The sequence below is a fragment of the Streptomyces tauricus genome, from assembly GCF_014650955.1.
GTDB lineage: Bacteria > Actinomycetota > Actinomycetes > Streptomycetales > Streptomycetaceae > Streptomyces > Streptomyces tauricus.
Genome location: NZ_BMVY01000004.1, coordinates 277,796 through 295,119 on the forward strand (window position 1 = coordinate 277,796; position 17,324 = coordinate 295,119).

16 protein-coding genes are annotated in these 17,324 nt (G+C 72.6%); 8 read left to right on the forward strand and 8 right to left on the reverse strand.

The window, feature by feature from the left end; translation table 11 throughout:
- Window positions 1–174 precede the first annotated feature (174 nt).
- The 3 genes from IE278_RS10130 to IE278_RS10140 are packed head-to-tail and all read right to left on the reverse strand — an operon-like array spanning window position 175 to window position 3,925.
- Window positions 175–972, reverse strand: coding sequence for a hypothetical protein (locus tag IE278_RS10130; RefSeq protein WP_189770891.1), 798 nt, complete (start codon window positions 970–972; stop codon window positions 175–177).
- Window positions 972–2,249, reverse strand: a complete 1,278-nt coding sequence (locus IE278_RS10135; protein WP_189770893.1) for a VWA domain-containing protein — start codon at window positions 2,247–2,249, stop codon at window positions 972–974. Before IE278_RS10135 ends, IE278_RS10130 begins: the two co-directional genes overlap by 1 nt.
- 32 nt (window positions 2,250–2,281) lie before the next feature.
- A complete protein-coding gene (locus IE278_RS10140) occupies window positions 2,282–3,925 on the reverse strand; it encodes an IucA/IucC family protein (RefSeq protein ID WP_189770895.1) in 1,644 nt (547 codons plus the stop codon).
- Between the two features lie 74 nt (window positions 3,926–3,999).
- On the opposite strand from IE278_RS10140, the gene IE278_RS10145 reads away from it, so the two are divergent.
- Genes IE278_RS10145 through IE278_RS10155 form a run of 3 tightly spaced genes read left to right on the forward strand, consistent with a single transcriptional unit; the run spans window position 4,000 to window position 6,985 of the window.
- Complete coding sequence (locus tag IE278_RS10145; protein WP_246570222.1) at window positions 4,000–5,691, forward strand: IucA/IucC family protein; 1,692 nt, start codon at window positions 4,000–4,002, stop codon at window positions 5,689–5,691.
- A gap of 35 nt (window positions 5,692–5,726) precedes the next feature.
- Window positions 5,727–6,656 (forward strand): HipA family kinase, encoded by a 930-nt coding sequence (locus tag IE278_RS10150; protein ID WP_189770899.1) that lies wholly within the window; start codon window positions 5,727–5,729, stop codon window positions 6,654–6,656.
- Complete coding sequence (locus IE278_RS10155; protein WP_246570223.1) at window positions 6,653–6,985, forward strand: Rdx family protein; 333 nt, start codon at window positions 6,653–6,655, stop codon at window positions 6,983–6,985. The genes IE278_RS10150 and IE278_RS10155 overlap by 4 nt, the downstream gene beginning before the upstream one ends.
- A gap of 22 nt (window positions 6,986–7,007) precedes the next feature.
- Here the strand turns inward: IE278_RS10155 and aceB are convergent, their stop codons facing one another.
- Both aceB and IE278_RS10165 read right to left on the reverse strand, forming a co-directional pair.
- Window positions 7,008–8,642: a malate synthase A gene (gene aceB / locus IE278_RS10160; protein WP_189770901.1), complete on the reverse strand. Its 1,635-nt coding sequence runs from the start codon at window positions 8,640–8,642 to the stop codon at window positions 7,008–7,010.
- A 186-nt stretch (window positions 8,643–8,828) separates the two neighbouring features.
- Window positions 8,829–9,431, reverse strand: coding sequence for a nucleotidyltransferase family protein (locus IE278_RS10165; RefSeq protein ID WP_189770903.1), 603 nt, complete (start codon window positions 9,429–9,431; stop codon window positions 8,829–8,831).
- A 194-nt stretch (window positions 9,432–9,625) separates the two neighbouring features.
- Between IE278_RS10165 and IE278_RS10170 the strand changes: the two genes are divergently transcribed.
- Window positions 9,626–9,940, forward strand: a complete 315-nt coding sequence (locus tag IE278_RS10170; protein ID WP_189770905.1) for a DUF5955 family protein — start codon at window positions 9,626–9,628, stop codon at window positions 9,938–9,940.
- Between the two features lie 275 nt (window positions 9,941–10,215).
- Here IE278_RS10170 and IE278_RS10175 read toward each other — a convergent pair whose 3' ends face one another.
- Window positions 10,216–11,028: an IclR family transcriptional regulator gene (locus IE278_RS10175; protein WP_189770907.1), complete on the reverse strand. Its 813-nt coding sequence runs from the start codon at window positions 11,026–11,028 to the stop codon at window positions 10,216–10,218.
- A 276-nt stretch (window positions 11,029–11,304) separates the two neighbouring features.
- Between IE278_RS10175 and allB the strand changes: the two genes are divergently transcribed.
- Complete coding sequence (gene allB, locus IE278_RS10180; protein ID WP_189770909.1) at window positions 11,305–12,654, forward strand: allantoinase AllB; 1,350 nt, start codon at window positions 11,305–11,307, stop codon at window positions 12,652–12,654.
- A gap of 68 nt (window positions 12,655–12,722) precedes the next feature.
- Window positions 12,723–13,850 carry an allantoicase gene (alc, locus tag IE278_RS10185; protein ID WP_189770911.1) on the forward strand — a complete coding sequence of 376 codons (1,128 nt, stop codon included), beginning with the start codon at window positions 12,723–12,725 and terminating at the stop codon, window positions 13,848–13,850.
- 123 nt (window positions 13,851–13,973) lie between these two features.
- Here the strand turns inward: alc and IE278_RS10190 are convergent, their stop codons facing one another.
- Window positions 13,974–14,777: a 3-oxoacyl-ACP reductase family protein gene (locus IE278_RS10190; RefSeq protein ID WP_189770913.1), complete on the reverse strand. Its 804-nt coding sequence runs from the start codon at window positions 14,775–14,777 to the stop codon at window positions 13,974–13,976.
- A gap of 93 nt (window positions 14,778–14,870) precedes the next feature.
- Window positions 14,871–15,077, reverse strand: a complete 207-nt coding sequence (locus tag IE278_RS10195) for a hypothetical protein (RefSeq protein WP_189770915.1) — start codon at window positions 15,075–15,077, stop codon at window positions 14,871–14,873.
- 169 nt (window positions 15,078–15,246) lie between these two features.
- Between IE278_RS10195 and IE278_RS10200 the strand changes: the two genes are divergently transcribed.
- Together IE278_RS10200 and IE278_RS10205 are read left to right on the forward strand one after the other, a co-directional pair.
- Window positions 15,247–16,512: a sensor histidine kinase gene (locus tag IE278_RS10200; protein WP_373311965.1), complete on the forward strand. Its 1,266-nt coding sequence runs from the start codon at window positions 15,247–15,249 to the stop codon at window positions 16,510–16,512.
- Between the two features lie 20 nt (window positions 16,513–16,532).
- A complete protein-coding gene (locus IE278_RS10205; protein WP_189770919.1) occupies window positions 16,533–17,204 on the forward strand; it encodes a response regulator transcription factor in 672 nt (223 codons plus the stop codon).
- Window positions 17,205–17,324: the final 120 nt, after the last annotated feature.

The following is a 17,324-nucleotide window of genomic DNA, read 5'->3' on the forward strand; positions in this document are numbered from 1 at the left end:
GGAACGGCGCACCTCGCTACAGCGCACCGGCACCCGCCGACGCAAGCCCGCCCCCCTCCAGGGGCGCGGGGAACTGCGCACCTCGCTGCAGCGGACCCGCACCTGGTGACGCATGGCCGTGCCCCCTGGGGCCGGGAACGGCGCCCCCGGTTACCGCGGGCCCGCCGGCGAAGGCTACGGCCGGGGCCGCCCCGCTCCCCGCGTCAGCGCATACCCGCCAACCCCCGCGAGAGCGGCGAGCACACCCCCGACGCCGGTCCACACCCACCGGTCGGACCACCACCCGGAGGCCCACCCGTCGTCCGGCTCGATGCTGGACAGCACCGCCGCAGGCGAGTCGGACTCCTCGGCGCCGGCGGCCGTCACCGCGACCCCCGGAACCAGCGGCTCGGACAACGAGCCGTCGACCGCCGCCGCCCCACCGATCTCCTTCGAGTCGACCCGCACCTCGGTGGTCACCGGCAGCCCGAGATCCGCCGCCGTGAGACCGACCGTGGTCAGCCGGATGTAGTACGTACCCGGCAGCGGGTCGTCGGCCCACGGCTCCGACCACGCGCGCACCGTACGCAGCGTGCAGGACAGCTCCACCGAGCCCGCGTCCGGCGCGGCCGTCCGCGTCTGCGCCCCGTACTGGCACGCCTGACGCCGCCGCAGTCCGTCGTACACGTCGATCTGCCAGGTCGTGGAGGCCTCGGCGTCGGGCAGTTTCACCTTCGCCCGCACGGTCGGCCGCTGTCCCGCGTCGGCGGGGAACGACCAGTACAGGTAGTCGCCCGTGGACGCGCCGGCGGTCGCCCGCTGTCCCTGGTCGACCTCGGCCGCCGTACGGAAGGACGTCCCCGCCGAGGTGGGCGCGTCGGAGTCGTCCGACGGGCTCGCGGAGGGCGAGGAGTCGGCCACCGCCGGAACCGCCGCGACCCCGAGCAGCAGCAGCGCCGCACTAGCCGCGCGCAACAATAGCTTCGTACGCATTAGTTGGTCCTCCAGACCGCGACCCGCCAGCGAGAGACCCAGCCCCACAGCACACCCGCGAGGAAGCCGGTGAGCACCAGGGCGCCGAGCAGCCACCAGCCGCGGCCGAGGCCGAAGGAGGCCACATCGCTCGACGCGTCGGGCCCGTCCACGACGTCGATGGTCAGTTCCAGGGGCAGACCGGGAGTGGTCTTCACCCCGGAGGCCGCCGAGAAGGAGTTGGCGACCTGGAGACACACGACCTCCGTCGCGGCCTCGGAGTCGTCGTCCTCGTCGTCGCTCTCCGCCTTGGGGTAGCGCAGCCCGGCCGACATGACATCGGTCCGGCCGGAGCCGGTCGTCTCGCCGCGCACGATCTCACGGCCGTTCACGGTCACCGCCCGCAGCGACACCCCGTAGTCCCGGTTGACCTGGCGGTCGGCCGCGACGCTCACCGAGGCGCGCAGTTCGGAGCCGGCCGGCAGGTCCACGCGGTACCAGCGGTGCTGCCCGAACTCCTCACGGTCGGTGTACAGCCCGGACTTGACCGCGGGTGCCTTCGCGCACGCGTCGGCGCCCTCGACGGCCACCGGCGTCACCACCGGGTCGGCCGCGCGGTCCACCAACTGGTTGACCTTGTCGGTGAGTTCGTCGGTGTGCTCGACCGAGGTGTACGTGCCGCCGGTCGCCTCGGCGATGCAGCTCAACTGCTGCCGCAGCTTGGTGTTCGGCACCAGCCCGAGCGTGTCGATGGTGAGCCCGATCCCCTTGGCGGCGATCTCGCGTGCCACCTCGCACGGGTCGAGCGGGGCGCAGGTGTCCTCGCCGTCGCTGATGAGGACGATACGGCGGGAGCCCTCGCCGCCTTCGAGGTCGTCGGCGGCCTTGAGGAGCGCGGGGCCGATCGGGGTCCAGCCGGTGGGCGACAGGGTCGCGACCGCCGTCTTGGCCTCGGTACGGTCCAACGGCCCCACGGGGTAGAGCTGTTCGGTGTCCTTGCAGCCCGTCTTGCGGTCGTCGCCGCGGTAGTTGGCGCCGAGTGTGCGTATGCCCAGCTCGACCTCTTCGGGCGTCGCGTCGAGGACCTCGTTGAAGGCCTGCTTCGCCGCGGCCATCCGGGTCTGGCCGTCGATGTCCCGGGCCCGCATGGAGCCGCTGACGTCGAGGAGGAGGTTCACCTTGGGCGCGGCGGTGCCAGAGGGCTCGTCGGCGACGGCGTCGGCCGGGAGCGCGATCCCGGCCGCCAGGGCGGCGAGCAGGGCGCATGCGCCCGCCGCCAGCCGTTGTCTTGTGATCATCGAAGGATCCTATGGAGCAAAGGCACCGCGCTTCAAAACGAGCGCCCGCGGAACGGGCCGTCGGGGTCGGCGAACGGGTTGGGCAGCCGCGCCCAGATGTCCCCGGGCCGCTCCGGCGACAGCCTCATCAGCGTCAACGCCTTGGCGGGCAGCGGCTCTTCGAGCAGCGCCGTGAGATCCGGGGTGCGCGGCAGATCCCGTACGGCCGTGGACAGTGCCTCGCGCAGCGCCGGTGTCGAACCCGCCGTCGCCGCCAGCGTGCCCGCGACGAGTGAGCCGAAGAGTTTGCTGCGCAGCACGGACTCGTCGTCCGTGACGATACGGCCCGTCAGATCGGGTGCCGGGATGCCGTGGCGGGCCAGCCGGGCCGGGCTGATCCGGATGTCCGCCAGATCGCGGTAGACGAGCCGCACGGGGTCGCCGGCGGGGGAGAGCACCACGAGCAGGTTCTGGCCGTGCGCCTCCAGGGCGACGCCCAGGTCGAGCAGCCGCAGCCCCACGGTGAGCGCGAGCCGGCTGAACTCCGCCACCCAGCCAGGGGACCGGGGCAGGACGCTCGCGGCGAGGGCGGCGACCGGCACGACCTGCTCGCCCGTCCCCGCGTACAGCTCGGGGGACTCCCGTGCGACGGCGGCCAGATCGGCGGAGCCGGCGGTGACGGCGCCCAGGGTCCGGGTGATGTGCAGCAGGCCGTCCAGGCGCCCGGCCATCGACTCCATGAACGCCGACACCGTCGCCGCCGACGTGATCGAGTACACCGAGATGTCCCGTACGGAGGAGGTCAGCCGGGCGCTGAGCGCGGTCTTGACGTGCGGTCCGCCCGGCACGGCCAGGGTGCGCAGCGACATCAGGGGATGTGCGGCGATCCCGTCCCCGACGGGCTTCTCGTCCTTCAGCACATGCCGGGCCTGCCATGGATGTACGGGGATCAGCACCCGCCCCGCCTCCCGGTACGGCCACTCGCCCGTGGACCGGCAGTCGTCCTCCCGTAGGGCGATCAGGCCCAGCCGGACCACCGGCCGGTGCTCGGGGGCGTACGCCAGCTCCTCGGCCACCGAGAACCCGGGCCGGGAACGGCAGTTGGGATGGAAGGGATGCCCGTCGACGACCCGCTGCTCCCACTCCCAGAGCGCTCGGTGAGCCTCCGCCGGACCCGCCGAAGCTCCGGGCGACGAGACCCCCACCGACGAAACCCCGGCCGACGGGACCTGGTTGGCGCGCGACAGCGCCAACGAGGCGACACTGCCGGCGAGTTCGCTCGCGAAGGGCCGCCCGTGCGGCAGCCCGAGCGCTGCCATCAGCGCGGCCGGATGGTCGTACGCCGTCCCGTCCAGCTCGACCTCCGTGACGGTCGAGGCGGTCGCGTACGCGTCCGGACGCGGCCCGCGCAGCCGGCGGCCGTCGGCCGTCCGGAGCGTCAGACCGGTGGACCCGGCCTCGCGACGCGTGACCCACGGCAGCGGATCGAGGGCGAGCCCGCGCCACAGCCGGGTCAGCACGGCCGAGCGTGCGCCGGGGAGTTCGGCGGCGTACGGGGCGAGCAGCTCGGGGCGTACCGTGCGCAGCTCGGCGGCGAGAGCGGTCTCGGTCCCGGCCGGGGTGCGGGGAGGATGCACAGGGGCTCCTAGGGTGAGGGGACGCCGTCCGGCCGGGTACAACGCCGGACATCCGGACATACTCAGCGCAAGTGCACCGTATGCAACGAACGGATCGCGTGGATCTCATGCCCCCCGTGCCCCCTATGCAGCCCATGTCCCCCATGCCCTCCGCGCAGGCCACCGACGGCCTCGCCGAAGCGGTCGAAGCCGCCGAAGCGGTCGAAGCCGCCGATGCGGCCGACGTCGCTGACGCGATCGCGTCAGCACCGCTGCTCAACTGTCTGCTGCGGGAGATCGGCGAACCCGAACCCGAAACCGAAACCGAGCCGGAGCCCCGGTCCGGATCGGTCCCTGAGCGTCGGCCCGGACCGGTTCCGGAGCGGGCGCCCGACGCCCGGCGCGTGTACCGGCTGCCGGCCGGTGACCGGCTCCTGCGCGTGCGCGACGGGCGCCGGCCCCGCGACCCGGAACTCCTCACCGACGGCACCTGGCAGCGGCTCGGCCACGCCGAACTGGTCAAGCTCACCGCCGAGGAACTGCGTCTGCACACCGGCCTGTCCAACTCCGAACTGCCCGCCGAGACGACCGCCGGCCGGGACGCGGTGGCGGCGATCCTGGCGGCCCGGGAGGGTGTGGCCCCGCCCGCCGACCCGTACCGCCGCTCCGAGCAGTCCCTGATCACCGGGCATCCCCACCACCCCGCCCCCAAGGCGCGCGGCGGCGGCCCGGCCACCACCTGGCTCCCGTACGCCCCCGAGGCGTACGCCGACTTCCCGGTGACGCTGTTCGGCCTGCGCGAGGACGTCTGCGTGCAGGACGGCGACACGAGCGCCCTGGACGCCCTCGGTGAAGCCCCGGACGGCTACCGGCTCCTCCCCGCCCACCCGTGGCAGCTCGACCTCGTCGGCGGCAGCCCGGAGATCCGTGCGGCGTTCGCCGACGGCCGTCTCGTCCACCTCGGGACCTCGCCGTGGTCCGCCTGGCCCACGGCGGCCATCCGCACCCTGTACGTTCCCGACGCCGACCTCTTCGTGAAGTTCAGCCTCGACGTCCGCATCACCAACGACATCCGGCGCCTGTGGCGGCACGACCTCCTCGCGCTGCGGCGGACGGACAGCGCGGTGACGGCGGCCTTCCGTGCCCTGGACGGCGGCGCGGCCTGGCTGAGCGACCGCGGCTACCGCACGGCGGACTTCGCCTTCGAGGAACTGGCCGTTCTCGTGCGTGACGGTCTGGGCGGGCATGTGACCTCCGGTTCGACTCCGCTGCTGGCGGCCGCGCTGACGGAGGGCATGGGAGGCCCGTACGACCCGCCGGGCGTGGCCGCCCTGGCCGACTTCGACGGAAACCCTCTGGACACCCTCGCCGATCCTGCTAGCTGGTGGACCGCGTATCTGCGCCAAGTCGTCCCGCCCGCACTGGAGTTGTTCGCCCGGCACGGGGTCGTACTCGAAGCGCATCTGCAGAACACGGTGGTCGCCGTGGACGGTGACGGCACACCCGTGCAGGCGCTGTTCCGGGACGCCGAGGGGGTGAAGCTGCTGGCGGACGTGACGCGGGCGGCCGGGTGGGAGCGGCTGGTGTACTGCCTGGTCGTGAACAACCTGCTGGAGATCGCGGACGCCCTGCGCGAGCGGTATCCGCGGCTCGACCCCTGGGAGCCCGTCCGCCGGGAGCTCGCGCGGTACACCCAGGAGCTGCCCGAGGTGGCGGACCTCCTGCGGTCCCCGACCCTGCCGGGCAAGACGAACCTGCTGCTGCGCTGGACCGGTGCGGACGGCGCCGCCGCCCGCTACCGGCCCGTACCGAACCCCCTGCGCGCGGCTGACGCCCGAGACGCCTGACGGGGACCGCGGGCGGCTGAATTACAGTGGCGGGTGTGCTGCGCCAAGTGACCGCCGACCGATACGTGACCCCGCTGCGGGCGGGCGGCTCCGTGCCCGGAGTCGTCGAGGCCGACGACCTGGGGACGTACGTCGTGAAGTTCACGGGCTCGGCGCAGGGCCGCAAGGCGCTGGTCGCCGAGGTGATCGTGGGCGAACTGGCGCGCGCTCTGGGGCTGCGGTTCCCCGAGCTGGTGCTCGTGGACTTCGATCCGGCGATCGCCGCGCACGAACCCCACCAGGAGGTCCAGGACCTGCTGAGGGCCAGCGCGGGCGTCAACCTCGGCATGGACTATCTGTCGGGCGCCCGGGACTTCACCCCCGAGGTGGCGGCGGCGTTCGACGTCGATCCCCTGGAGGCCGGCCGGATCGTCTGGCTGGACGCCCTCACCGTCAACGTGGACCGCACGACGCACAGCTCGAACCTGATGATCTGGCCCACGCTCGGCGTCGCACCCCCGAAGCTGTGGCTGATCGACCACGGGGCCGCGCTGGTGTTCCACCACCGCTGGGACGCGTCGGCCCCGGAGAAGTCGGACCCGCGGAAGGCGTACGACTTCCGGCAGCACGCGCTCGGCGGCCACACCCCCGACACCCGCGCGGCGGACGCCGAACTGGCGCCCCGGGTGACGGAGGAACTGCTGCGCGCGATCACGGCCGAGGTGCCCGACGCCTGGCTCGCCGACGAGCCGGGGTTCGCCACGCCCGACGAGGTCCGCGAGGCGTACGTCGGCTACCTCCTCGCCCGGGCCAGGGCCTCCGCGGCCTGGCTGCCCACCGACTTCCCCACCCGGGAACAGCTCGCGGACGAGGACGCCCGCCGGGCCGCGAAGACCCAGCAGGGCCGGCCGAACTGGCTGAAGCGGGTCCCCGACCTGCACGGCAAACCGGCGGCGGAACAGGATTGGTCGGTACACCTCGGATGACCACGGACGACACCCAGCCCACGGACGACACACCCGCCGCGCCCTCTGCTCCGGCCGGGCGGGCGCACCGCGTGCAGATCGAGTACTGCACCCAGTGCCGCTGGCTGCCCCGGGCCTCCTGGCTCGCCCAGGAACTCCTCACCACCTTCGAGCAGGAGCTGACCGAGCTGGCGCTCAAGCCCGGTACCGGCGGCGTCTTCGTCGTACGCGTCGACGACGAGGTGGTCTGGGACCGCCGCGAGCAGGGCTTCCCCGAGCCGACGGCCGTGAAGCGCCTGGTACGCGACCGAGTGGCCCCGGAGAAATCCCTGGGCCACTCGGAGAGGTAGAGCCTGTCCCGCGTACCGCTGCTCAGCCGGTCAGCTGCTCGTACGCCGGCAGCGTGAGGAAGTCCGCGTAGTCCCCGTCGAGCGCGACCGTCAGCAGCAGGTCGTGGGCCTGCTGCCAGCGGCCGGCCGCGAAGGCCTCCTCGCCGATCTCGGCGCGGATGTCCGCCAGGTCCCGGGCCGCGATCTCGCGGGCCAGCTCGGGCGTCGCCCGCACGGTCTTACCGTCGTGCTCGAACTCGACGCCCGCGTTGATCCACTGCCAGATCTGCGAGCGCGAGATCTCCGCGGTGGCCGCGTCCTCCATCAGGTTGAAGATCGCGACGGCACCGAGCCCGCGCAGCCAGGCCTCGATGTACCGGATGCCGACCTGGACGGCGTTGACCAGTCCGTCGTACGTGGGCCGGGCGTCGAGGGAGTCGACGGCGATGAGGTCGGCGGCCTTCACGTCGACGTCCTCGCGCAGCCGGTCCTTCTGGTTCGGCCGGTCGCCGAGCACGGCGTCGAAGGAGGCCATCGCGATCGGCACGAGGTCCGGGTGGGCCACCCAGGAGCCGTCGAAGCCGTCGCCCGCCTCGCGGTCCTTGTCGGCCTTGACCTTCTCGAACGCGACCTTGTTGACCTCTTCGTCGCGCCGCGAGGGGATGAACGCGGCCATGCCGCCGATCGCGTGGGCGCCGCGCTTGTGGCAGGTGCGGACGAGCAGTTCGGTGTACGCGCGCATGAACGGGGCCGTCATCGTCACCGCGTTGCGGTCCGGCAGGACGAACTTGCGCCCGCCGTCACGGAAGTTCTTGACGATGGAGAAGAGGTAGTCCCAGCGGCCCGCGTTCAACCCCGAGGCGTGGTCGCGGAGTTCGTAGAGGATCTCCTCCATCTCGTACGCCGCCGTGATCGTCTCGATCAGGACGGTCGCGCGGACGGTGCCCTGCGGGATGCCCACGTAGTCCTGCGCGAAGACGAACACCTCGTTCCAGAGGCGGGCTTCGAGGTGCGACTCCGTCTTGGGCAGGTAGAAGTACGGGCCCTTGCCGAGGTCGATCAGGCGCTGGGCGTTGTGGAAGAAGTACAGGCCGAAGTCGACGAGCGCGCCCGGGACCGGGGTGCCGTCGGCGTCGACGAGGTGGCGCTCGTTCAGGTGCCAGCCGCGCGGGCGTGTCACGACCGTCGCCAGCTCCTCGGGCTTCCTGAGGGCGTACGACTTGCCGGTGCGCTCGTCCGTGAAGTCGATGGAGCGGGTGTAGGCGTCGATCAGGTTGATCTGGCCGAGGACCACGTTCTCCCAGGTCGGCGCGGAGGCGTCCTCGAAGTCCGCGAGCCACACCTTGGCGCCCGAGTTGAGGGCGTTGATGGTCATCTTGCGGTCGGTGGGACCGGTGATCTCCACGCGGCGGTCGTTCAGGGCCTCCGGCGAGGGGGCCACCCGCCAGGAGTCGTCCGCGCGGACGGCGGCGGTCTCCGGGAGGAAGTCGAGCGTGGAGGTACGGGCGATCTCGGCGCGGCGCTCGGCGCGACGGGCCAGCAGCTCGTCACGCCTGGGGGTGAACCGCCGGTGCAACTCGGCGACGAAGGCGAGGGCCTCCTCGGTGAGGACCTCCTCCTGCCGGGGCAGGGGCTCGGCGTCGACGATGGCCAGCGGGGACGGCGCTGGTGCGGACATGAGCTGTCACTTCCTTCAGCGAACGTGGCACCGGGTGCCAGTCGACCGGTTGCGGCGGTGGGCGCCCGTGAAGAGGTCGGGCGCTTCTGAACAGTGGATACTAGTTTCCTCATGGTGGAAGTTCAATGTTTTGTTGATGTCGAGACTCTCCGGATCGAGACAATGTGGCGCTCGGTGCCACCTCGCTCACTGTAGGTACCGGGCGAGGTCCGCCGCCGTGTCGATGTCGTAGGGCTGTGCCACGTCCGCGCACTCGACGAGGGTGATCGCGTCCGCGTGCGCCTTCAGATAGGCGCGTGCCCCCTGGTCGCCGGTCGCAGTCGCGGCGATGCCCGCCCAGTGGTCGGCGCCGAGCAGGACGGGGTGGCCCCGCTTCCCCTCGTACGAGGCCGCGGCGAGCGTCGCGGGGGAGCGGTGGGCGGCGAGGAGCCGGGCCGTCGCCTCCGGCCCGATGCCCGGCTGGTCGACCAGGGACACCAGGGCGGCTCCCGCCCCCGTACCCCGCAGCGACTCCAGCCCGGCCCGCAGCGAGGACCCCATGCCCTCCTCCCACTCGGGGTTGTCCACCAGTACGCAGCCGGGCAGGTCGGCCCGCTCCCGTACGGCGTCGGCCGCCGCCCCCAGCACCACGTGGACGCGGGTGCAGCCGGCGTCGCGCAGGACCCCGGCCGCGTACTCCACCAAGGGGCGGCCCCGGTGTTCGAGGAGCGCCTTGGGTCGTCCGCCGAGGCGCCGGCCGCCGCCCGCGGCGAGCAGCAGTCCGGCCACCAGGCCGTCGTTTTCCGTCATCCCTCCTGCATACCTGACCGGTGGGCGAGGGAAGGATGTCCGGGGTCTGAATTTCGGTCCGTGGAGTGGCGTCCACCGCACCGGGTGGCGTTTACTTGCCCGCGTCCCCGGCGCCCGACCAACGCCACGGGGCGGTCGGGCGGGAGAGACGAGGTCGCGCGCCGGGCGGCGGGCGGCACGCCAGGGGGAGAGCTGTGTTGCGGAGCTTGGGACAGAGGTCAGTGACCGGCAGCGACGAGGATCCGAGAGTGGCGGAGCTGCGGACCGCCGTGTCCAGACTGCGCCGCGAACTGGCCGCGCTGCCGGCCGAGTTCCCCGACCGCGGCATCGCGGAGGACGAACTCGCGGCGCTCGCCGCGATGGCCGTCAGCGGCATCCCCGAGATCCCGCGCCTGCGCCGCTCGCTCCTGCTGGTCGCCGGCTCCATCGGCTCGGTCAGCGCCCTGACCACGGGACTCGCCGCGGTACGCACCGCGGTCGACCTCTTCGGAGAGCCCCCGCGAGGCTGAGAGCCCGCGCCCTTGCTGTGCCGGGCGACTCCCGCGCCGGTGGGCGGCCCGCGGAGGGCGGGCTCAGGCCGCGCCGGACCGCGAGGGCCAGGCTCGGGCCACCGCGCCGAAAGGGGGTGGCCTCGGGCCGCCGGGCCGCGACGGGGCGGGCTCGAACCGCCGGGTCGCGACGGGGGGCTCGGACGCCGGGGCTCAGGCGGCAGGGCCGGAAGGGGCGGGCTCGGGTTGCCGGGGCGCGGCGGGCGGGATCGGCCGCCGGGCCGGAGAGGGTGGGCTCAGGTTGCCGGGCCTGAGTTGGCCAGGGCCTCCGACAGTTCCAGTGCGACCTGTTGCAGTACCGGCACGATGCGGTCCGTGGCCGTCTCCGTGACACGGCCCGCCGGGCCTGAGATCGAGATGGCCGCGGCCGTGGGGGAGTTGGGGACGGAGACCGCGAGGCAGCGGACCCCGATCTCCTGCTCGTTGTCGTCCACCGCGTAACCCGCCCGGCGCACCTCTTCGAGCGCGCTCAGGAAGCCGTCCGGTGTCGTGATGGTCTTGTCCGTCGCGGCGGGCATCCCCGTACGGGACAGCAGGGCGCGCACCTCGCCGTCCGGGACGTGGGCCAGCAGGGCCTTGCCGACACCGGTGGAGTGCGGCAGCACCCGGCGGCCCACCTCGGTGAACATCCGCATCGAGTGCTTCGACGGCACCTGCGCCACATAGACGATCTCGTCGCCGTCGAGCAGCGCCATGTTCGCCGTCTCGCCGGTCTCCTCGACCAGGCGGGCCAGATAGGGGCGGGCCCAGGTGCCGAGCAGCCGGGACGCCGACTCGCCGAGCCGGATCAGGCGCGGACCGAGCGCGTAGCGCCGATTGGTCTGCTGGCGTACGTAACCGCAGACCACGAGCGTGCGCATGAGGCGGTGGATGGTGGGCAGCGGCAGCCCGCTGCTCGCGGAGAGTTCGCTCAGCCCGACCTCGCCGCCCGCGTCCGCCATCCGCTCCAGCAGGTCGAAGGCGCGCTCTAGGGACTGGACGCCACCGCTGGCGGCAGCCGGCTTGGTGGCGACCTCGGCGGAGGCGTCGCTTGCGCTGGACGTCGGCACGGGCGCGGTCCTTTCAGACGGGCAGGCAGGTGGGAAGCCTACCCGGCAGTTGGTTGACTGCACGGCTGCGTGTGATTAAGTTCTGCTCTACGGAAGTCTATTTCCGCTTAGTGGAAACGTCCAGTGGCTGCCGTGCGCGGGTCGAGGTCGCGGCCCGGTCGAGGCCGACCCTTGACGGCACGGGGTGCGGAGTGAAGACTCCTTCAACAGAACGTTGAATTCCGTTACGTGGAAGTTAACGGCGGCAGGAGACGTCCGGCATGGAAAGGGGTCCCGGTGTCCGACGACGGCTTGGTCGAACTGGTCCTGCGCTCGACGCGCGTCATCACTCCGGAAGGGATGCGCGCGGCCTCGGTCGCCGTCTCCGGGGGAAAGATCACGGCCGTGCTCGCGCACGACGCCGAGGTGCCCGCCGGGGCAAGGCTGGAGGACTTCGGAGACGACGTCCTGCTGCCCGGACTCGTCGACACCCACGTACACGTCAACGATCCCGGCCGCACGGAGTGGGAGGGCTTCTGGACCGCCACGCGCGCCGCGGCGGCGGGCGGCATCACGACCCTGGTCGACATGCCCCTCAACTCCCTTCCGCCGACCACGACGGTCGACCACCTCCGCACCAAGAAGGACGTGGCCCGCTCCAAGGCGCACATCGACGTCGGGTTCTGGGGCGGCGCCCTGCCCGACAACGTCAAGGACCTGCGCCCCCTGCACGACGCGGGCGTCTTCGGCTTCAAGGCGTTCCTGTCGCCCTCCGGCGTCGACGAGTTCCCCGAGCTGGACCAGGACCAACTCGCCCAGTCCCTCGCGGAGATCGCCGGATTCGGCGGACTGCTGATCGTCCACGCCGAGGACCCGCACCACCTGGCCGCGGCCCCGCAGAAGAGCGGCCGCAAGTACGCCGACTTCCTGGCCTCGCGCCCGCGCGACGCCGAGAACACCGCCATCGGCAACCTCATCGCCCAGGCCGCGCGCCTCGACGCCCGCGTCCACGTACTGCACCTGTCGTCCAGCGACGCGCTCCCCCTGATAGCGGCGGCCAAGCGCGAGGGCGTACGGGTCACGGCGGAGACCTGTCCGCACTATCTGACGCTCACCGCCGAGGAAGTCCCGGACGGGGCGAGCGAGTTCAAGTGCTGCCCGCCCATCCGGGAGGCCGCGAACCAGGACCTCCTGTGGCAGGCGCTGGCCGACGGCACGATCGACTGCGTGGTCACCGACCACTCGCCGTCGACGGCTGACCTGAAGACCGACGACTTCGCGACCGCGTGGGGCGGTATCTCCGGGCTCCAGCTCAGCCTGTCGGCCGTCTGGACGGAGGCCCGCAGGCGCGGACACGGCCTGGAGGACGTGGTCCGCTGGATGTCTTCGAGCACGGCGGAACTGGTCGGCCTCGACGACCGCAAGGGCGCCATCGCGGCGGGCCGCGACGCCGACTTCGCGGTCCTGGCGCCCGACGAGACGTTCACCGTCGACCCGGCCGCGCTCCAGCACCGCAACCGCGTCACCGCGTACGCGGGCCGGACCCTGTACGGGGTGGTCCGCTCCACCTGGCTGCGCGGTGAACGCGTGCTGTCCGAGGGCGAGTTCACCGACCCGGCAGGCCAACTCCTGTCCCGCCGGAGGTAGTCCCCCGCCGACGCCCGACAACCGCCCCGCACCCGCGGCGGCAGACCCCGAAAGGAAGACCTGATCACGTGACCGAGCAGCAGCCCTCTCCGGCTCGTTTCACCGGCGACGCGAACCCCTACGGAGGCGGTGACCCGTACGCGGACCACCGCACCGCCGACTTCCCCTTCACCCGGTACGCCAACCTCGCCGACCGGCAGCTCGGCGCCGCGGTCGTCGCCGCCAACGACGAGTTCTTCGCCCACCGCGAGAACCTGCTGCTGCCCGAGCCGGCCGAGTTCGACCCCGAGCGCTTCGGACACAAGGGCAAGGTCATGGACGGCTGGGAGACCCGCCGCCGACGCGGTGCCTCCGCCGAGCATCCCTGGCCCACGGCCGACGACCACGACTGGGCGCTCGTCCGCCTCGGCGCCCCCGGAGTCGTCCACGGCATCGTCGTCGACACCGCCCACTTCCGCGGCAACTACCCGCAGGCGGTGTCCATCGAGGGGACCTCGGTACCCGGCTCCCCGTCCCCCGAGGACCTCCTCGCGGACGACGTCAAGTGGACAACTCTCGTACCCCGTACGGAGGTCGGCGGCCACGCGGCCAACGGGTTCGCGGTCGACGTCGAGCAGCGCATCACCCACCTCCGCGTCAACCAGCATCCCGACGGGGGCATCGCGCGCCTTCGCGTGTACGGCGAGGTCGTACCGGACCCGCGGTGGCTGTCCGTCCTCGGCACCTTCGACGTGGTCGCCCTGGAGAACGGCGGCCACGTCGAGGACGCCTCAAACCGCTTCTACTCGCCCCCCACCAACACCATCCAGCCCGGCCACTCCCACAAGATGGACGACGGCTGGGAGACACGGCGGCGCCGCGACCAGGGCAACGACTGGATCCGCTACCAGCTCGTCGCCCGGTCCGAGATCCGCGCGATCGAGATCGACACGGCGTATCTGAAGGGCAACGCGGCGGGCTGGGCGTCGGTCTCCGTCCGCGACGGCGCGGACGGCGCATGGACGGAGGCCCTGCCCCGAACCCGCCTCCAGCCCGACACGAACCACCGCTTCGTCCTCACCACCCCGGCCGTCGGCACGCACGCACGCGTGGACATCTATCCGGACGGCGGGATATCGCGCCTGCGACTGTTCGGCTCACTGACGGAGGAGGGGTCGGCACGCCTGTCGGCCCGCCACCGGGAACTCGGCGGATAGCCGGTCTCCCAGCCCGTCCGGCGTCCGAGGACGAGCGCGCAGCGCGATACGGGGGGCGAGGGGGCGCAGCCCCCATGGGGGACGGGACCGGGTAGGGGCGGCGGGGGCGAAAACCCCCGCCGATCAGGCCGCATGCCCCCCATCCACCGAGAACTCCGCCCCCGTCACATACCCGGCCTCACCCCCCGCCAGATACGCGACCGCCGAAGCCACCTCCGCGGCCGTCCCGAACCGCCCCACCGCGGTGAAAGCGGCCTGCCCCGCCGCATAGACCCCGTCGGCCGGATTCATGTCCGTGTCCACCGGCCCCGGATGAACGATGTTCACCGTGATCCCCCGCTCACCCAACTCCCGGGCGAGCGCCTTCGTCAGCCCGATGAGCGCGGACTTCCCGGTGGAGTACAACGTGCTCCCGCCCCCCGGCACCCGCTGCGTCATGCACGACCCGATGGTGATGATCCGCCCGCCGCGCCCCATCCGGCCGGCCGCCGCCTGGGAGGTGAGGAAGACACCGCGTACGTTCACGGCGAGCACCCGGTCGATGTCGGCGAGGGAGAGGGTCTCCAGCGGTCCGATCAGCCCGACGCCCGCGTTGTTCACCAGGATGTCGAGGCCGCCGAACTCCTCCACGGCACGGTCCACGGCACCCGCCGCCTCTCCCGCGTCGGCGGAATCCGCGCGCAGCACGAGCGCCCGCCGCCCCAGCGCCCGGATCCGGCCCGCGACCAGGTCCGCCGCCTCCTTGTCGCGCACATAGGTGAACGCCACATCGGCGCCCTCCTCGGCGAGCCGTACGGCGATCGCCGCACCGATCCCGCGGCTGCCGCCGGTCACCAGGGCCACGGTTCCGCCGAGCGCCGGCCGGGCGGTCGCCAGGGAGGTCCGGGCTGTCGTCTCCGAGGTCTGATCAGTCGTCTGCGAAGTCATGTGTCCATCTCAGCGGCCACGCTCCCGGAACGCTGGCGGCGAACGGACACGGACCTCACCGGCACACCCGACGTCACCCCAAGGCCGAGCTCCTCAGCCGGACTTCAGGCTCTCGGCCGCCGCGAACAGCGCGAACGACAGCACGAGCAGCGCGACACTCCCGTAGACCTCACGGCCGTCGAGGAAGCCGAGCCCCTGGACGAGGCCCCAGCCACGCAGCCAGCCGGTGAACTCGTGGACCAGACCGACCCCGCCCTGCAAGAAGGCGATCACACCGAGAAACTCCAGAACCTGCTTCATACAAGGATGCTCGCCCCGCGGCCCCGGCGGATTCATCGGCCGCCGGTCGCGCCGCGCACGGCGGAAGTCCCGGAACGACGACGGGGACCGCGCCGAAAGTCTGACGTGTCCGCGACTTTGGTAGACGATCGGCCGACGGGGGCGGTACCGGCGGGCGTCGATGCGTAGATTGCCCACCGTGAGTGATATCGCGCCGCTGCCGAAGCCCCCGAACCCCCCGGTACGCCGGTGGTTTCTGCCGTCGGCCGTCACCTCGGAACTCGACCCGCAGCACACCGACCGCAAGGGCCGCCCCCGGCGCACCGCCCGGGACTGGGCCGTCGACTTCGCCTGCTTCCTGATCGCCGTCGGCGTGGGCCTGCTCGGCGCGGACCAGACGGACGGCGACCCGAACATCCCGTACGCCCTAGAGGTCGTCGACCAGTGGCTCGGCGCGCTCGCCTGCGCGGCCGTCTGGCTCCGGCGGCGCTGGCCGGTCGGCCTCGCCTTCGCGATGGTGCCGGTCTGCTTCGTCTCCAACACCGCGGGCGGCGCGGGCCTCGTCGCCCTGTTCACCCTCGCCGTGCACCGCCCCTTCAAGTACGTCGCCTGGGCGGGCGGCGTGCAGCTCGTGTTCATCCCCTTCTTCTTCTGGTGGCGCCCCGACTCCGATCTCCCGTACGCGGTGATCGTGGGCCTCGGTGTGCTGCTGACCCTCGCAGTGGTCGGCTGGGGCATGCTCGCGCGCTCCAAGCGGCAGCTCATGCTGAGCCTGCGCGACCGGGCACGGCGTGCCGAGACCGAGGCGGCGCTGCGCGCCGAGCAGGCCCAGCGGCTGGCCCGGGAGTCGATCGCGCGCGAGATGCACGACGTCCTCGCCCACCGGCTGACCCTGCTCAGCGTGCACGCCGGAGCACTGGAGATCCGCCCGGACGCCCCCCGGGCGGAGGTCGCGCGGGCCGCCGGGGTGATCCGGGAGAGCGCGCACGACGCCCTTCAGGACCTGCGCGAGATCATCGGGGTGCTCCGCGCCTCCGGGGACCACGCCGAGGAGTCCGGGCGGCCGCAGCCGACGTTCGGCGCTCTGGAGGGGCTGGTCTCCGAGAGCCGGGACGCCGACATGAAGGTCACGCTCGACAACCGGGTCGTCGACGCGGCGGCCGTCCCCGCCTCGGTGGGCCGCACCACGTACCGCATCGCCCAGGAGTGCCTGACCAACGCCCGTAAGCACGCCCCCGGCGCGGAGGTCACGGTCACCGTGACCGGGGCCCCGGGCACCGGTCTCACCATCTCCGTACGCAATCCGCCGCCGCCCGGCGACGTGCCTGATGTCCCGGGTTCCGGTCAGGGGCTCATCGGCCTCAGGGAGCGGGCCGTGCTCGCGGGCGGACACCTGGACCACGGCCCCGAGGGGGACGGCGGCTTCCTCGTGCACGCGTGGCTGCCCTGGGGGTGACGTATCACTACGGTGGGCGCATGACTTCGATCCGTCTGCTCCTCGTCGACGACGACCCGCTGGTCAGAGCCGGCCTCTCCCTCATGCTGGGCGGCGCCGACGACCTGGAGATCGTGGGCGAGGCCTCCGACGGCAGCGAGGTCGAGGCCCTCGTGGACCGCACGCGCCCCGACGTCGTCCTCATGGACATCAGGATGCCGACGGTGGACGGGCTGGTCGCCACGGAACGGCTCAGGGGCCGGAAGGACGCTCCCCAGGTCATCGTGCTCACCACCTTCCACGCCGACGAACAGGTGCTGCGGGCGCTGCGCGCGGGTGCGGCGGGGTTCGTCCTGAAGGACACCCCGCCCGCGGAGATCCTGCACGCGGTGCGCCGGGTCGCGGCGGGTGATCCGGTGCTCTCGCCCACGGTGACGCGGCAGTTGATGGAACATGCCGCGGGCGCGGCGCCCGACACGCGGCGTGCGCGTGCCCGTGCGCGGGTCGCCGCGCTCAACGACCGCGAACGCGAGGTCGCCGTGGCGGTCGGGCGGGGCGGTTCGAACGCGGAGATCGCGGCGGGACTCTTCATGAGCGTGGCCACGGTCAAGACACACGTCTCCCGAATCCTGGCGAAGCTGGACCTCAACAACCGCGTCCAGATCGCCCTGCTCACCTACGACGCGGGCCTCCTGGAAACAGACGACCACTGACGCCGACCCCGATCCCAGAGGCGCGGGGAACCGCGCATTCGGCCCCGACGCTGCCGCAGCCGACCGCGCGCCCCCCGCCTCGACGGCAGTCGGTCGCGGCCGTCCGGGATCTCCGCTTTC

Excerpts from the sequence above, each read along its gene's own strand:
- IE278_RS10130 (WP_189770891.1), bottom strand. The coding sequence starts at position 972 with ATGCGTACGAAGCTATTGTTGCGCGCGGCTAGTGCGGCGCTGCTGCTG.
- IE278_RS10135 (WP_189770893.1), bottom strand. The coding sequence starts at position 2,249 with ATGATCACAAGACAACGGCTGGCGGCGGGCGCATGCGCCCTGCTCGCC.
- IE278_RS10140 (WP_189770895.1), bottom strand. The coding sequence starts at position 3,925 with ATGTCCGGATGTCCGGCGTTGTACCCGGCCGGACGGCGTCCCCTCACC.
- IE278_RS10145 (WP_246570222.1), top strand. The coding sequence starts at position 4,000 with ATGTCCCCCATGCCCTCCGCGCAGGCCACCGACGGCCTCGCCGAAGCG.
- IE278_RS10155 (WP_246570223.1), top strand. The coding sequence starts at position 6,653 with ATGACCACGGACGACACCCAGCCCACGGACGACACACCCGCCGCGCCC.
- aceB (WP_189770901.1), bottom strand. The coding sequence starts at position 8,642 with ATGTCCGCACCAGCGCCGTCCCCGCTGGCCATCGTCGACGCCGAGCCC.
- IE278_RS10165 (WP_189770903.1), bottom strand. The coding sequence starts at position 9,431 with ATGACGGAAAACGACGGCCTGGTGGCCGGACTGCTGCTCGCCGCGGGC.
- IE278_RS10190 (WP_189770913.1), bottom strand. The coding sequence starts at position 14,777 with ATGACTTCGCAGACGACTGATCAGACCTCGGAGACGACAGCCCGGACC.
- IE278_RS10195 (WP_189770915.1), bottom strand. The coding sequence starts at position 15,077 with ATGAAGCAGGTTCTGGAGTTTCTCGGTGTGATCGCCTTCTTGCAGGGC.
- IE278_RS10205 (WP_189770919.1), top strand. The coding sequence starts at position 16,533 with ATGACTTCGATCCGTCTGCTCCTCGTCGACGACGACCCGCTGGTCAGA.